The following is a 15,151-nucleotide window of genomic DNA, read 5'->3' on the forward strand; positions in this document are numbered from 1 at the left end:
ACGGCCCTGCTGCGCGTACGCCCGATGTGCGTACCCCGCCTTCCGGTCCGGACACGAGGCGTCCGCCACCCGCCGGCCGCCGTTGCGTGCAGTAGCATCCCCGTACCGATTTGGGGTGTTGTGTACCCAGAGGTGGAGACCATGGAGACGCTCCCGGAACCCAGCGCGCCGACCGTCGTCGCCGTGGTGCGTTCCACGCGGACCCGACCGCTCCTCCCGCGGCAACTGCTCTCGGACGCCGTCGCCCGGGCGGGCCTGTGGGAACGGCTCGCCGCCCGCACCGCCGGCGGCCCCGGGGAGCCCGCGGTCCTGCTGACCCCCGGGGCCTCCTCGTACGGCGACGCCACCACCGCCGTGAGCGCCCCGCTGGTGGAGCACCTGGTGGACCTGCTGTACGAACGGGGCTACCGGAACGTCGCCGTCGGCGGCGCCCGCTGCGGCCCGGACACCTGGCTCGCGGGCACGGGCGACGCCCACCACCGGCTCGGCTACCGCGGACGCACCGCGCAGGGCAACGCCTACCGGCTCGTGGACCTGGCGCAGGACGTCGTCCCCGTCGACTTCCCCGCCGCCAGCACCCTCCACGGCAGCGGCATGTCCCGCCGCTGGCTGGAAGCGGACTTCCGCATCAACATCGCCAAGAACAGCACCCACCCCGAGTACGGGTACGCCCTGTGCCTGGCCAATCTGCTGGGCGTGCTGCCGCATGCCGACAAGCACCACCACTACCGGGCCAGGCGCGACGCCGCTGAGGTCGTCGCGGCCCTCCTCGCCACCTGCCCGCCGGACTTCCACGTCGTCGACGCCGTGGTCAGCAGCCACGGCTGCGCCGGGTCCCACGTGGGCCGGCCCCTGGAGACGGGCACGGTCGTCGCCGCCCCCGACGGCGTCCTCGCCGACCTGGCCGGGGCCCTGCTCATGGGCGTGGACCCGGTCTCCTCGCCGCTCACCGCACGGATCGCCCAGCTCAGCGGAGTGCCCGCGGACTACCGCGTGGACGGCGACCTCACGCCGTACCAGGGCTGGCGCAACCCCCCGCGACTCCTCACGGAGGCCGTCCGCAGGCTGCACCCGGACGGGCGGGCGCACCGGCTGTTCAGCATCGCGGCCTGGCGGGTCGACCCCGGCGCCGCGACGGTCACCGACACGGCCCTCGCCCGCCTCTCCCGGGGCCTGACCGCCCTGATCCGGGGCGCGGACGAGAACCCGGTGGCCCTGGCCGCGCTCTGCACGACGGTCGGAGCCGCCGCCACCACGTCGGCCACGGTCCAGGCGTGGCGCAACGGCTACGGGAAGGAGCGGATCCGCCGGCGGGAGGTCTCCCTCGGCGTCGACCCCCACACCTACGCACTCGCCGACTTCGACCGCATCGACGACGTCCTGCGCCCGGTGGAGGGCATCGTCGACGCGCTGCCGGCGGACGCCTGGCGGATGCGGTGGCAGCACGTGGGCCACGCGATCCTCTTCGGCTGCGAACGCACCGTCCGCGCCCCGTACGCGGAGTTCGTCCGCCGGGTCGAGATCTGCCGCTCCATCAGCTACATGACCGACTACCTCGGCGGCCGGGTCCACGTGGTGTCCCGGGACGCCCACGGCCGGCCGACCCGGCAGATCGAACGCAACATCTACCTCGCACAGCCCAACTACCTGGCGTTCTACGGCGGCCCGCCCATCGACGTCTGCAAGCTGGAGTCGATCGCCTACGAGGAGCGGTCCCAGCGGATCTCCTGGCGCACGGTCCACAGCCCCAACCGCTCCGCGGACTACGACGACGGCTCGGTGACCTACTCCCCGGCCGACGACGGCCGCGCGACCCGGATCGCCATCCGGGTCCGGCAGAAGTTCACCCTGCCCCTGACCTGGCAGGTCTTCCGCCCAGAGACCCGCCCGGCGGTACGGGACCCGCTGGTCCAGGACTCGTACCGGAGGTTCTTCACCCGCACCCTCGACAACTTCGAGGCCCACTACGAGGGCCGCCCGTACCGGATCGGCCGCCGCTGGGACGAGCGCGACGACGCATGGGCGTCCGAACTGCCCACCCAACGGTTCACCGACGCCGTCCACCTGGTGCGGGGCGCGGCCCGGCAGGCCCTGGCCGCCGGGCGGCTGCACGGCAGCCCGGGGCCGGACGGCTACCGGCACGTGGCCCCCGGCGACGCGCCGCCCGGCTTCCAGCCCTTCGAGGAGCTGCGCGAGACGCTGCGCCCGGCGTTCAGCGGCTTCGGCCGGGGGCTGTGGGAAGCGGTGGCGCGCGACAGGTCCCCGAGGCAGCCGTCGTGAGGGCCTGTGTGACCGGCGCTTCCGGACTCGTCGGGGCCCGGGTGGTCCAGGCCCTGCGCGACGCCGGCCACGACGCCGTGGCGCTGGTCCGCCCCAGCAGCGAGACCGGCCGGCTGGCCGCGCTCGACGTCCCCGTGGCGCGGGCCGGGCTGGACGACCGCACCGCGCTGCGGGCCGCGTTCGAGGGCTGCGACACGGTCTTCCACTGCGCCGCCGTCTACACGTACTGGGACGCCACCCTGGCGGAGCTGACCCGCGACAACGTGGACGGCACCCGGGCCGCCCTGCTGGCCGCGGCCGAGGCCGGGGTCCGCCGGGTGGTGGTGACCTCCTCGTCCGTCACCTGCGGCTCCTCGGGCGGGCCGGTCGCCCGGGACGAGGACTGCGTGCCCGGCGGGGAGTACCTGCCCGACTACTTCCTCAGCAAGACCGAGCAGGAACGGGTGGCCCTCTCCTACGGCGCCGAACTGGGCCTGGAGGTGGTGGCGGCCTGCCCGACCATCGTCGTCGGCGGGCCCGACCGGCGACTCGTTCCGAGCAACGCCCTGCTCGTCCGCTATCTGGCCGACCGGCTGCGCACCAGCTACCCCGGCGGCTGCAACATCGTCTCCGTCCGGGACGTCGCCCGCGGCCACGTCCTGCTCGCGGAGCGCGGCACCGCCGGGGGACGCTACCTGCTGGGCGGCGAGAACTGGGCCTGGCGGACCATCCACCAGACGGTCTCCGAACTGTGCGGCACCCACGGGCCCTGGGCGAACGCCTCGCACACCGGTGCGTACCTGGCGGCGACGGCGGCGGAGGTCCGAGCGCTGCTGAGCGCCCGTCCGCCGGCGACGACCCGGGCGGAGGCCCGGACGATGGGGCGCTACTACTGGTACCGCCACGACAGGGCCGCCGCCCTGGGGTACGCGCCGCGGCCCGCGCGCCGGGCCCTGGCCGAGGCGCTCGGCTGGCTGGTGACCAGCAGGCACCTGCCGGACCGGATCCGGGCCGGCCTGAGGCTGCACCCCGAGGTCACCGACAGCCGCGAACTCGTCCCGCGGCCGCTGGACGGGGAGACGGGCACGCCGGGCTGAGCGGGCGGAGCGGTCCGGGTGGCGGCGGGGGTCACTTCTTCGTGCTGCGGGACCTGCTCTTCGCGGCCGTTCCCCCGCTCTTCGCCTGCGGCGCGCCGGCCTGCTCCGCCCGGGCGGTGTCCTCCGCGACGGCGTGGAAGCGCTCCGCGAGCCGCTGCTCGTACTCCCGCGTCAGCTCCGTCACGCTCCGGGCGTAGTCGATGCCCAACTCGGCCTGCGCCATGGCGAACCGGGCGCCCTCCTCGCTCACGAACCTGTAGTACGCGGTGTAGGCGTCGGCCAGCGTGGGGCGGCCGGTGAGCAGCCCCGCACCGAGCCGTAGCTCGTCGCTCCACAGGGCGGCCTGGAGTTCGGCGACCCGGGTCGCGGCGGTCCGGAAGCGCTCCCACGCGTCCTCGATCTCGGTGCTCTGCTGACTCGTGCTGGTGGTGGCCATGGGCGTTCGTCCTCCTCGGAACGGTTCGGGTCAGGCCGGGGACGCGGCCGGTGGCGGCGCCGGGGCGGGCTCCGGGCTCAGCAGGGTGCTGTGGTGGAACCCGAGTCGGGGGTCGGTCCAGACGGGCAGTTCGGGGACGTAGTCGCGCAGCTCCGGCATCCGGGCCCGCAGCCGCACGGTGTTCGCCGGGTAGTCGTACACGGTGATGGTGTTGAGCCCCCGGTTGGCGGTGAACAGCAGGCTCTGGTCGGCGGAGAGCTGGCAGGCGTACACCGAGTCGAGCAGGGTGCCGCGGGTGACCCGCAGGGCCCCGACGAAGTGCTTGCTGCTGGGGATGGGCGATCCCCGGGTGAAGGCGTCGGTGACCTGGCGGGCCGCTTGGCGGGCGGAGCGCACCTGCGTCGCCAGGCGCGGCCGTTCGTCGATGACGCGGTAGGAGGCGAAGTCGGCGAGGTCGATCATGACGATGGTGCCGCTGCCGCCGTTGCAGTAGATCAGCTCGCGGTCGGAGATGCAGACGTCGGAGTTGATGTGGGCGGGCACGTGCTGGCTGCCCGTCCAGTGCCGCAGGATCCGCCCGGACTCGGCGTCGATCTCGAACACGTACTCCTTGAAGTAGGCCGCGGCCCACTCGTGCCAGTCCCAGCCCTCCTGCGGTCGCACCCGGAACGACAGCGCGTAGAACCGGTCCTCGCTCGGATGGCAGGCCACGTGCCAGCAGGTCGTCGGCAGCGGAATCCGGCGGGCGGTCCGCTTCTCCAGGTCGAAGACGCCGACCTCCGCGGCCTCGCCCCGGCCCGGGTGGTCCATCCCGCCGTAGACGAGGTAGCGGCCGGACGCGGTGCGCTTCATGGCGTGCGGGAGTTTGAGCAGGTGGTCGCCGATGCGCTCGGCCCGCGTGGGGCGGTCGAGGTCCAGCAGCCACAGCCCGTCGCCGATCGCGGTCACGCCGTGCGTCCCGTCCAGCCACACCATGTGGGTGCTGCTCTTGATCGCCGCGTCGGGCGTCTCGAACCGCAGCGTGGAGACCCGATCGGACTCGTCCAGTGAGCGGACGTCGTAAAAGAGGAGCTGCTGACCCGCGTTCCCGAGAAATCCGAATTTCCGGTCCGGGGTGATGCTGACGGCGTGCCCGCCCGCTACTCCGTCGTAGTACTGCACCCGGTACGCATATTCGCCGCTGATCGGGTTGTAACGGAATGCGCAGACGCCGGCGGCGCCCTCCAGGCCGTTCATGCCGTTTCCGTCGAGGGCGATGTGAAAGGCGTAGGGATATCGGTCGGAATGGGCCATGGGAGTCATTAGGGGCCGTTCTGGTGACGCCGTGGCGCAAAGGAGTTCAGGCCGTTTTCATCATCCCACCATGCGGGCTCACTTTCCTGCTTTGGGTGAACCCCGGGCCCTGTCGTTCCGGCGGGTCACGGCAGGTTCACATACGGTGAAAAAGGAAGTCCGGGGTGGCCTTCCCCGACCCGGTGGGCGGCTTGGCCCCGGCCAGTAGCCTTCGAGAGGAAAGAAATGGTCGACGCGCAGCACAAATTGAAGATCCTCCAGGAGAACGCCGCGGTGGGGCATCACGGTGACGGCGGGCTCTATAGCTTTACCGTCGACCTGCACGCTCTTCCGAACATGACGAGCAAGGTCGACGAGAAGGGCGTCGTGCACACCTTTGAGGCCCCCAAGAACTGGGACTGGGTCAAGTACGCGGCGTACTACTACTACAACAGCACGGATCAGACGATCGTCGGGTCGGGCACCATCGATCCCGGCACGCTCAAGGTCGAAGGAAAGAAGCTGACGTTCACGCGCGACGTGCAGCTGAACACCGACAAGGCGCACAGCGATTTCCTCTGCTACAACCTGGCCCTCACTCCCCAGGACGACGCGGACTCGGGGGAGACGCACGACGGCACCGCGGCGCTCGTCGGATCGGACGGCAAGGAGCTCGCCAAGAAGGTCTTCCTGTACGCGATCATCGACAGCTGAGCCGCCGCGGCGCGGCGTCGACCGGTGGGGCGGGCCCGGGGCCTGGCCGTCGGGGGTGTCAGGCCCTGGGGGCGGTCGCGGCTGCCGCGTACGTGTGGCGCAGGAAGCTCTTGAGGACGGTGGTGTCGAACTGGACCACCGAGACCCCGTCCGCGGAGTGGAACTCCACCACGGCCTGCACCCGGCCGCAGGGCCAGACCTCCACGTCACCGCTGCGGGCCGGTGCGCGCAGGCCGGACTCCAGCAGTTCGCGGGGGAAGGTCCAGCCCGTGCCGCCGGGGAAGTCGAACCGCACGGCCTTGGGGTCCTCGTCCGGCTCGTAGGACATGGCGACGCGCACCGGCCGGTACTGGGGAGCGTCCGTGACGATCCGGCCCCATGCGTGGTCTTCGACGGTGGCGGCGGGCATCGGTCGCTCCTCACGTCATGCAACACTCTTAGGCTTTTTTAACTTTTGCGTCTAATGTCCCATATTTTGGGCTACGGCCGCTCGACGGCCCTTGTGCAATTTTTTGCGTTCACGCTTCTTTTGTGACCGAGGCGCTCTTGCACACCATGTGCAGGTGGGCGCAGTCTGTGCTGCTGTCCGCACCGCGCACACCGCACTGCACAGCACTGCCACTGCACAGCACTGCACGCTCCGCATCGAGCGTGCACCGGTCCGCTCTGCCGACGTTCGCCCGCACCGCTGCCACCTGCCCGCACCGCTGCCTTCTGCTCGCGCCCGCATCGCTCGCCGCGCTCTTCTCGGTTCGCCTCGGTTGTCATCGCCTTTCCGATCCGGAGCCAGCCATGCATGTTCCCGACGGATTCATCAACGCACCCGTTTCGGCCGCCTCCGCCGTCGCCGCCGCCGGGGTCGTCGCGATCGGCCTGCGCGGCGCCCGCCGCGAGCTGTCCGGCGCCGGCGCCCCCATCGACCTCGGGGGCGATCGCACCGCGCCCCTCGCCGGGCTCGTCGCCGCCTTCGTCTTCGCCGCGCAGATGCTGAACTTCCCCGTCGCCGCCGGCACCAGCGGGCACCTCATCGGAGGCGCGCTCGCCGCGGTCCTCGTCGGGCCCGCCACGGGCGTGCTGTGCATCACCGTCGTCCTGCTGCTCCAAGGAGTGCTCTTCGCGGACGGCGGCCTCACCGCGCTCGGCGTCAACGTCACCGTCATGGGCGCCGTCGCCGTCGGCACCGCGTACGTCCTGTTCCGCGGGCTGCTCGCGGTGCTGCCGCGCCGCCGCGGCTCGGTCACCGTCGCGACGTGCGTCGCCGCCTTCGCCTCCGTCCCGGCATCCGCCGCGGCCTTCACCCTCCTCTACGCCGTTGGAGGGACGACGGACGTGCCGATCGACACGGTGCTGACCGCGATGGTCGGCGTGCACGCGCTCATCGGGATCGGCGAGGCCGCGATCACCACGCTCACCGTCGGCGCGGTCCTCGCCGTTCGCCCCGACCTGGTGTACGGGGCCCGCGCCCTGGTCGCACCGCTCAAACTGCGGGTCGGCGGCGAACTGGTCGACGCCCGACCGGCGGCCCGCGCCGCCGCGCTCGGGCTGGGGGCGCACCGCTCGCCCCGCTTCCCCCGCGCGCTGTGGCTCACCGGGCTGGTCGTCGCGGTCGGACTCGCCGGATTCGTCTCCCACTACGCCTCCGCCGAGCCGGACGGGCTGGAGAAGGTCGCCGCCGACGAGGGCTTCGACCGGACGGCGGAGGAACACGCGAGCGCCGAGTCCCCGCTCGCCGACTACGGCATCGACGGCATCGCCGACGCCCGGCTCTCCGTCGGGCTGGCCGGGGTGATCGGGGTGGGGGCGACCGCGGCCGTCGGCACGGGGGTGTTCGCGGTGGTCGTGGTGCGCCGGCGCCGCACCCGCACGGCGGGGGAGGGCGCGCCGCCGACCGCCGAACTCGGCCCCGGGCGCGGGGACGGTTCCGGCCGCGGGGACGGTTCCGGGCGGGCGTACCCACCGCCGGTCGACCCGGGCGAACGGGCCTGAGCGTGGGCGCCGGCCATCGACCGCACCGGCTGTACGTCCCCGGCCGCTCGCCCGTGCACGCCCTGCCGCCGCACTGCAAGCTCGTCGCCGTCCTCGCCTTCGTCCTCGTCGTCGCGGTCACGCCGCGCGAGGCGGTCTGGGCCTTCGGGCTGCACGGCGCGCTGCTCGCCGCCGTCGCCCGCGCGGCCCGCGTACCCCTGCGCCGGCTGGCGAAGCGGCTGCTGATCGAGGTGCCCTTCGTCGCCTTCGCGCTGCTCATGCCGTTCGTGGTGCCCGGCGAACAGGTCGATGTGGCCGGTGCGGAGCTGAGCGTCCCCGGGCTGTGGGGCGCGTGGAACGTCCTCGCGAAGGGCACGCTCGGCGTCGCCGCCGCCGCGCTGCTGGCCGCCACCACCGAACTGGGCTCCCTGCTGCTCGGCCTCCAACGGCTGCGGCTGCCCGGGCTGCTGGTCCAGATCGCTTCGTTCATGGTCCGGTACGGCGACGTGGTCGCCGACGAGATGCGGCGAATGGCCGTCGCCCGGCGCTCGCGGGGCTTCGAAGCGCGCGGCGTGCACCACTGGGGCGTGCTGGCGAGGTCCGCCGGCGCGCTCTTCATCCGCTCCTACGAACGCGGGGAACGGGTGCACCTCGCGATGCTCAGCCGCGGATACGCGGGCGAACTGCCGCCGATCGACACCGACACGGCGGACGGGGCGGCGGCGAGCCGGGCGCAGTGGTCGTGCGCCGCCGCGCTGCCGGCCGCAGCCCTGGCCGTCTGCCTCCTGGGATGGAGCACCCGATGAACGAGCCCGCACCGCTGTCCGCCCCGCTCCCGCCGGCGCCCGCGTCCCTGCGCGTCCAGGGCCTCGCCTACGCCTACCCCGACGGTCACCAGGCCCTCTACGGCGTGGACCTGACCGTCGCCCGAGGCGAACGCGTCGCCCTCCTCGGCCCCAACGGCGCCGGGAAGACCACCCTCGTCCTCCACCTCAACGGCATTCTCGGCGGCGGCCTCGGCACGGTCGCCGTCGCCGGGCTCCCCGTCGAGCGCCGCCACCTCGCCGAGGTCAGACGGCGCGTCGGCATCGTCTTCCAGGACCCCGACGACCAGCTCTTCATGCCGACCGTCCGCGCGGACGTCGCCTTCGGGCCGGCCGCCGCCGGGCTGCGCGGACCGGAGCTGGAGGACAGGGTCACCGCGGCGCTGCACCGGGTCGGCATGGCCGAGTACGCGGACCGGCCGCCGCACCACCTCTCCTTCGGGCAGCGCCGCCGCGTCGCGGTGGCGACCGTCCTGGCGATGGAGCCCGAGATCCTCGTGCTCGACGAGCCCTCCTCCAACCTCGACCCGACCTCGCGCCGCGAACTCGCCGACGTCCTGCGCTCCCTGACCGTCACCGTCCTGATGGTCACCCACGACCTCCCCTACGCACTGGAACTCTGCCCGCGCTCCGTGATCCTCGACGAGGGCGTGATCGTCGCGGACGCCCCCACGGGGGCACTTTTGTGCGACCGCGAACTGATGCGGAAGCACCGACTGGAGCTGCCCTTCGGGTTCGACCCCAGCTCCGTGACGCCTTGACCCGCCGACTCCATGACTGGGTGGTCACTGCACCCGACTGACCCGGAAGTCATCAGGGCCCGCCGACGTTGCACCATGGACGGATGCGTGGAAGCGGAGCGGAGGGGACGACGGTGGACGTACGGGGCACGGCCGACACGATCGACACGGCAGGCGTGACCGACACGGCGGCCGGCGCGGTGGACGTACGGGACGCACCGAACGCCCACGGCACGGGGGCCGCCCGCGGCACGGTCGATGTGCGCGCTGTGGTCGATGCGCGTGGCGTGGTGGACGTGCACGGCACGGTGGCTGCCGGTTACGAACCGGTGCGGGACGCCTTCGTCCGCAACTTCCAGCAGCGCGGCGACCGCGGCGCCGCCGTCGCGCTCTACCGCGACGGTCGCCAGGTCGTCGACCTGTGGGCGGGCACCCGCGACGTGGACGGCGACGAACCCTGGACCGCCGACACCGCGCAGATCGTCCGCTCCGTCACCAAGGGCGTTGCGGCGGCCGCCGTCCTGCTGCTCCACCAGCGCGGCCGGATCGACCTGGACGCCCCCGTCGGCAGGTACTGGCCCGAGTTCACGGCGGGGGGCAAGGAACGCGTCCTGGTCCGCCACCTCCTCGCCCATCGCTCCGGCGTGCCCGCCCTGGACCGCCCGCTCACCCCCGCCGAGGCCATCGACGGCGTCACAGGACCGGCGGCAGTCGCCGCCCAGACCCCCGCGTGGGAGCCCGGCACCGCCCACGGCTACCAGGCGCAGACCCACAGCTGGCTGCTGTCCGAGCTGGTGCGCATGGTCACCGGCCGCACCATCGGCCGCTGGGTCGCCGATGAGATCGCCCACCCCCTCGGTCTGGACTTCTGGATCGGGCTCCCCGCGCAGGAGGCCGGCCGGGTGGGCCGGATCGGCCCGGTGGCCGAGCCGGCGACCGCGGACGGCGGCGGCCTGCGGCTCCGCCCCAAGCGCTCCGTCTCCGAGGCGTACCGGGACCCCGAGTCCCTGACCCGCCGCGCCTTCGGGGCGATCACCCCGCTGCCCGACGAGAACGACCCCGCCTATCTGGCCGCCGAACTCCCCGCCTCCAGCGGGGTGTCCACGGCCCGCGCCATCGCCCGCTTCTATGCCGCCACCATCGGCGAGGTCGACGGCGGGCTGCGGCTCTTCGCGCCCGCGACGCTCGCCCTCGCCCGCACCGAGGAGTCCGCGGGGCTCGACCGGGTCCTGGTCGTCCCCACCCGCTACGGACTGGGCTACATGCTCCACGGCCCCGCGGCCCCACTGCTGGGCCCCGGCTCCTTCGGCCACCCCGGCCGCGGCGGCTCCCTCGGCTTCGCCGACCCCGAGAGCGGGGTCGCCTTCGGGTACGTAACCAACGGGCTGCGCAAGGGAGTCACCGCCGATCCCCGTGCCCAAGCGCTGATCCGGGCGGTACGTTCGGCCCTATGACCAGTGGACTGAAACGTTTCGACGGATACGGCGTACTGATCACGGGCGCGGCGCGGGGCATCGGTGCGGCGACCGCCCGCCGGCTCGCGTCCGAGGGCGCGCGGGTCCTCATCACGGACATCGACGCCGCGGCCGCGGAACGGACTGCCGCCGAGATACCCGGCGCCGAGCACTTCGGCTGCGACGTCGCCGACCGCGCCCAGGTGGAGGCGGCGGTCGCCCGCGCCGTCGAACGCTTCGGCACCCTCGACGTCCTGGTCAACAATGCCTTCTCCTGTTCTCCCGACGCTCCGGTCTTCGAAGACGAGTCCGACGCGACCTGGGCGCTCGACCTCGACATCACCCTCAGCGGCGCCTTCCGCTGCGCCCGTGCCGCACTGCCGCACCTCGCGGCGTCCGGGCGGGGCGCGATCGTCTCCATCGGCTCCGTCAACGCCGAGGCGGACTTCGGCAACCACGCCTACAGCGCGGCCAAGGCGGGCCTCGCCTCGCTGACCCGTACCCTCGCCGGCTCCGCCGCGCCCCGGGGCGTACGCGTCAACCAGGTCAACCCCGGCACGATCCGCACGCCCGGCTGGGACGGCCGCGAGGCCGCACTGTCCGCGCTCGGCGAGCGCGTCTATCCGCTGGGCCGGGTCGGCGAACCGGAGGACATCGCGGCGGCCGTCGCCTTCCTCGCCTCGCGCGACGCGGCGTGGATCACCGGAACCGTGCTCAGGGTGGACGGCGGCCTGCTGGCGGTGCGCTCGGAGTTCACCCGCATCATCACGGAGGCGGGCGAGGGAGACGCGGAGGAGCCGGCGTGGGCGTGACGGACGCGGGACGGATGCGTGAGGGGCGGGGGGAGAGAGGCGGCGATTGGGGTCGACCGGCTCCGGCCCGTCAGGGGGATGGCCCTTCCCGTCAGCGACGGCCGTCCATGACGCGGTAACCCCCCTCGATCACGTCCGCATCGGGCGCCTTGACGGAGCACTTCGGCACTTCGGGCCGGTCCGCTGCCGCAGGGGGCGTGATGGCCACGCGGCTCGGGCCCTTGCCCCCCTTCGGTATGTGGAAGCTCAAGCCCATCCGGGCGGTCGGCTTGCGCTCCAGGAACTCCTGCCAATACGGGCCGGCTTCGACGATCCGACCCGTGACGGCCACCTCGGAGCCGTCGACGCGGAGGCAGTCGACCTTGAAGTTCCCCCAGTTGAACAACGGGGGCCGGCCGTCCGGCTGCGGCACCAGATGCTGGATCCGGAACGTGCCCCAAGCCTTCGCTCCAGCCGTCGCACCGGATGCGGCCCCGGCGCCGGCAGCGGACCCAGCTCCTGCCCTCGCCCCGTCGCGCGCAGGGACGGTGCCACGGGCATCGACGAAGATGCGGATCTCGTCCTCCGGCACGGGATAGTCCATGCGGCCCCCACCCTTGATGCCCACCACGGCCGGCGCCGCGGCCGCCGCGATGACCGGGCGCTCCGCCGGCCTGTCGGAATCCGCACTGGCCGGGGCGCTGGCCACGCCCATCGTCGCGAGGACGACGGCGAGCGGGACCACGAAACGCACGGACGACTTCAGCGTGGACTTCGGCGCTGACTTCACCGTGAACTCCGACGTGGGCTCCGACGCGAACTCCGACGCGGACTTCGGTGCCGACTCCGACGCGGGCGTCCACGCGGACTTCGGTGGCGACTCCGACGCTGACTTCGCAGTCGACCTGTGAGCGGACTGCAACGGTGACTTGAACATGGTGGCCTTCCCCCTTCGCGCTGGGCCGCAGGGCCGAGACAGCCGCAGCGACACCCGGCAGCCGCCCACCGCGACGGCCGCTCAGGTCCACCTCCGATCCTGCTGGAACGACCGCCCCCAGCCATCGCGCGCAGGAGCGAATTCCCTCTCCCCCGTTTGGGGGAGCGCCCCGAGAAAGCACCTCCCCACTCAGCCGACCCCGCAGGTCACAGCCGTTTCCGCGACCAGACCCCCGCCCCCGCTCCCATGATCACCCTGTGCAGAATGTCCGCATGGCGATAAAGAGCATGCCGAAGCCGGCCGTGATCGAGGACGCCGCGCAGATCAGTCGTTCCCTGGCGCTGGCCTTCGACGACGACCCGATGATGCGCTGGTTCTTCCCCGTGGACTCCTCCCGCGAGGCTTCCCTCACCAGCTACTTCTCCACGATCTTCACCCGGCAGTACGTCCACAACGGCGTGTGCGAGCGCACCGCCGACGCCGCGGCGTTCTGGGTGCCCGCCGAGGCGCAGGACAAGGCCGTGCCCGACGCGGAGACCATTCAGCACCTGACGGACCTGCTCGGCGAGCGCGCGGGCCTGTTCAAGGACGCCGTCGAGACCGCCGCGCAGCACACCCCGCAAGAGCCGCACTGGTCCCTGGCGCTGATCGGCGCCGACCCCGCCTGCCAGGGCCAGGGGCAGGGCGCCGCCCTGGTCCGCTCCGGCCTGGCGAAGGCCGACGACGCGGGCCTGCCCGTCTACCTGGAGTCCTCCAAGAAGTCCAACCTGCCCTTCTACGAGCACTTCGGCTTCACCGTGCGTCACGAAGTGCAACTCCCCGGCGGCGGCCCGGTGCTGTGGGGCATGTGGCGCGAGCCGCGCCCGACCGGCGCGTAACCGCAGCGCTGCCGACGGCACGCGGGACGCCCCCGCGTGCCGTCCCCCGTGCCGCCGCCGCGCGCTGCGCAGCCGCTCCGCACCGCCGCCGCGCCGGCTGCGCACCCCTCATGACCCCGTAACCACCGTGCGCACGAGGGACGGTCGATCACTCGATGGGGGAACGGCGGTGCCGGCGCCCATGCGCGTGGCTACGCTCCCCGCCATGTCCGTGCTTGAGCCCCCGCGGTGTCCCGCCTGCCCTGGCAGACCGTCCCTCTGGAAGGACACCACAAGCGTCGTGCCCGCACGGCCCGACCGGTGGCGCTGGTACTGCACGGGCTGCCGGGGCGAGTGGGAGCCGACGTTCGAGCAGCGGATGAAGTTCACGTACGGATCGCACGGATCGCACGGAGCACCCGGATCGCACGGATCGCACGGAGCACACGGATCGCACGGAGCACACAGAACATCCGAAGCGTCCGAAGCATCCGGGATGCCCAAGGCTCACGGCAGCGCGACCGGTTCGCGCGAGGGGGACCAGGAGACGCACCGCCCGCCCCGCGGCTGACGGCGTCAGCCGACGCCCGCCGCCTCCGCGTGCAGTTCCGCGCGCACCAGTTCCAGCAGGCGCCCCATCCAGTTGCGCCCCCGGCCGCCGTTGTCGCCCCAGAAGTCCGAGTCGTCGTCGTAGAGGACGGTCGCGTCGCCCGTGCCCCGCAACACCGCAGCCAGCTCGGGGTGCTGGGCGTACTTGGCGCGCAGCAGACGGGTCATGACGGCCGTGCGCGCGCCGTCGAAGCCCTCGCGGCGCGGCGCCGCCGTCGCGAGCCGGCGAGCTTGGTGCGCGGACTCCGCCGCCGCGACCGCCGCCCGCGCCGCGGGCTCCGTCCCGGCCACCGACAGCGCCCAGTACGCGTGCGCCACCGTCGGATAGGTGGTGCCGTCGAGCTCGATCGGTGCCGGGTAGCCGTTGCGCAGCGCCGACTTGCCCGGGTTCTCGGAGCGCCCGTTCGGGAAGGTCTGGTAGATCTGCAGCGCCGGCCCGTACGACTGCTCCGGACCGTCGACCGGAGTGCGCGCCGCGTACTCCGCCGCCCACCGGTCGCGCTCCTCGAAGTACGCGACGGCCTCCTCGTACTCCTCCGCAGTCACGACGTCCGCGCTCGCGCCCTCCGCGTCGCCCGCCGCCTCCGCGTCGTCCTCCGAACCGTCCGGCAGCGTCCCGCCCGGCCCCGCGACCAGCGCTTGCAGCGGCCAGTCCTTGTAGTCCATGTCGCCGAGCGCGTAATGGCGCTGGGACTCGGGGATCGCCAGGTACGCGGTGCGCGCCGCGGCGCGGTTGGCCTCCGTGCGGTCCGCGAGGAAGACGTCCACCAGGGCAAGGCACCGGCCCGTGGAGTCCGGACGGCCGTTCAACCGGGCGATCGTGTCCCGGATTTCCGCGAGCAGCAGCTCGGGCGTGATCCACGTGTACGGCTCGGCGAACTTCCAGCTCGCCAGTTCGTGCCCGGACGCCCGGGCGCCGTCCTCCAGCGTCGTCGCCACCCAGCCGCTGGCCAACTTGCGTTCGAACTCCGCCAGCGTGACCAGTTCCCAGCAGTCGACGAGCCCGTCCGCGTAAATGGTGAGGTCGGTGAGGTAGTAGTTGCCACCGTTGAGGATGAAGGCGTGGCGCCAGGTGCCGGGTATGCGGCGGCCGTCCGCCGTGCGGTGGATGGTGCGATTGCTGCGGATCATGCGGTCATTGTGCCGGTCGGGCCGGAGCAGGTTCGCGTCATTTAGGCGGCTACGCACCGGAACGC

15 protein-coding genes are annotated in these 15,151 nt (G+C 72.9%); 10 read left to right on the forward strand and 5 right to left on the reverse strand.

All coding sequences use genetic code 11. The annotated features are described in order from the left end of the window. Positions 1-141 precede the first annotated feature (141 nt). Both ACH4E8_RS08720 and ACH4E8_RS08725 read left to right on the forward strand, forming a co-directional pair. The gene (locus ACH4E8_RS08720; protein WP_398445717.1) at positions 142-2,280 is read left to right on the forward strand and encodes a DUF362 domain-containing protein; all 2,139 of its coding nucleotides are present in this window, start codon (positions 142-144) and stop codon (positions 2,278-2,280) included. A gap of 8 nt (positions 2,281-2,288) precedes the next feature. Continuing rightward, a complete protein-coding gene (locus ACH4E8_RS08725; RefSeq protein ID WP_398445719.1) occupies positions 2,289-3,356 on the forward strand; it encodes an NAD-dependent epimerase/dehydratase family protein in 1,068 nt (355 codons plus the stop codon). 31 nt (positions 3,357-3,387) lie between these two features. Here ACH4E8_RS08725 and ACH4E8_RS08730 read toward each other — a convergent pair whose 3' ends face one another. Further along, a complete protein-coding gene (locus ACH4E8_RS08730; protein WP_398445721.1) occupies positions 3,388-3,792 on the reverse strand; it encodes a hypothetical protein in 405 nt (134 codons plus the stop codon). A gap of 30 nt (positions 3,793-3,822) precedes the next feature. Then, positions 3,823-5,085: a hypothetical protein gene (locus ACH4E8_RS08735; protein WP_398445723.1), complete on the reverse strand. Its 1,263-nt coding sequence runs from the start codon at positions 5,083-5,085 to the stop codon at positions 3,823-3,825. Positions 5,086-5,310: 225 nt separating this feature from the next. Between ACH4E8_RS08735 and ACH4E8_RS08740 the strand changes: the two genes are divergently transcribed. Beyond that, on the forward strand, positions 5,311-5,778 hold the full coding sequence (locus ACH4E8_RS08740; RefSeq protein WP_398445724.1) for a hypothetical protein: 468 nt from the start codon (positions 5,311-5,313) through the stop codon (positions 5,776-5,778). A 58-nt stretch (positions 5,779-5,836) separates the two neighbouring features. Here the strand turns inward: ACH4E8_RS08740 and ACH4E8_RS08745 are convergent, their stop codons facing one another. Further along, on the reverse strand, positions 5,837-6,187 hold the full coding sequence (locus ACH4E8_RS08745) for an SsgA family sporulation/cell division regulator (protein ID WP_398445726.1): 351 nt from the start codon (positions 6,185-6,187) through the stop codon (positions 5,837-5,839). Positions 6,188-6,570: 383 nt separating this feature from the next. On the opposite strand from ACH4E8_RS08745, the gene ACH4E8_RS08750 reads away from it, so the two are divergent. The 5 genes from ACH4E8_RS08750 to ACH4E8_RS08770 all read left to right on the forward strand — a co-directional run bounded on the left by ACH4E8_RS08750 (position 6,571) and on the right by ACH4E8_RS08770 (position 11,573). After that, the gene (locus tag ACH4E8_RS08750; RefSeq protein WP_398445728.1) at positions 6,571-7,764 is read left to right on the forward strand and encodes an energy-coupling factor ABC transporter permease; all 1,194 of its coding nucleotides are present in this window, start codon (positions 6,571-6,573) and stop codon (positions 7,762-7,764) included. 2 nt (positions 7,765-7,766) lie between these two features. Continuing rightward, positions 7,767-8,549, forward strand: coding sequence for a cobalt ECF transporter T component CbiQ (cbiQ, locus tag ACH4E8_RS08755; RefSeq protein WP_398445729.1), 783 nt, complete (start codon positions 7,767-7,769; stop codon positions 8,547-8,549). Further along, the gene (locus ACH4E8_RS08760) at positions 8,546-9,328 is read left to right on the forward strand and encodes an energy-coupling factor ABC transporter ATP-binding protein (protein ID WP_398445731.1); all 783 of its coding nucleotides are present in this window, start codon (positions 8,546-8,548) and stop codon (positions 9,326-9,328) included. Before cbiQ ends, ACH4E8_RS08760 begins: the two co-directional genes overlap by 4 nt. A gap of 269 nt (positions 9,329-9,597) precedes the next feature. Next, the gene (locus ACH4E8_RS08765) at positions 9,598-10,761 is read left to right on the forward strand and encodes a serine hydrolase domain-containing protein (protein ID WP_398446104.1); all 1,164 of its coding nucleotides are present in this window, start codon (positions 9,598-9,600) and stop codon (positions 10,759-10,761) included. Then, positions 10,758-11,573, forward strand: a complete 816-nt coding sequence (locus ACH4E8_RS08770; RefSeq protein ID WP_398445733.1) for an SDR family NAD(P)-dependent oxidoreductase — start codon at positions 10,758-10,760, stop codon at positions 11,571-11,573. The genes ACH4E8_RS08765 and ACH4E8_RS08770 overlap by 4 nt, the downstream gene beginning before the upstream one ends. Positions 11,574-11,664: 91 nt before the next feature. On the opposite strand, the gene ACH4E8_RS08775 is transcribed toward ACH4E8_RS08770, so the two are convergent. Further along, positions 11,665-12,156: a hypothetical protein gene (locus tag ACH4E8_RS08775; RefSeq protein WP_398445735.1), complete on the reverse strand. Its 492-nt coding sequence runs from the start codon at positions 12,154-12,156 to the stop codon at positions 11,665-11,667. Here ACH4E8_RS08775 and ACH4E8_RS08780 point away from each other — a divergent pair. Then, on the forward strand, positions 12,155-12,463 hold the full coding sequence (locus ACH4E8_RS08780; protein ID WP_398445737.1) for a hypothetical protein: 309 nt from the start codon (positions 12,155-12,157) through the stop codon (positions 12,461-12,463). The two genes, ACH4E8_RS08775 and ACH4E8_RS08780, sit on opposite strands and share 2 nt — an antisense overlap. 298 nt (positions 12,464-12,761) lie before the next feature. Then, positions 12,762-13,367 carry a GNAT family N-acetyltransferase gene (locus tag ACH4E8_RS08785; RefSeq protein ID WP_398445738.1) on the forward strand — a complete coding sequence of 202 codons (606 nt, stop codon included), beginning with the start codon at positions 12,762-12,764 and terminating at the stop codon, positions 13,365-13,367. 555 nt (positions 13,368-13,922) lie between these two features. Here ACH4E8_RS08785 and ACH4E8_RS08790 read toward each other — a convergent pair. Then, positions 13,923-15,086, reverse strand: coding sequence for an NADAR family protein (locus ACH4E8_RS08790; RefSeq protein ID WP_398445740.1), 1,164 nt, complete (start codon positions 15,084-15,086; stop codon positions 13,923-13,925). Between the last annotated feature and the right edge of the window lie 65 nt (positions 15,087-15,151).

This window comes from Streptomyces sp. NPDC017979 (assembly GCF_044328175.1).
In the GTDB taxonomy this organism is placed as follows: Bacteria; Actinomycetota; Actinomycetes; order Streptomycetales; family Streptomycetaceae; genus Streptomyces.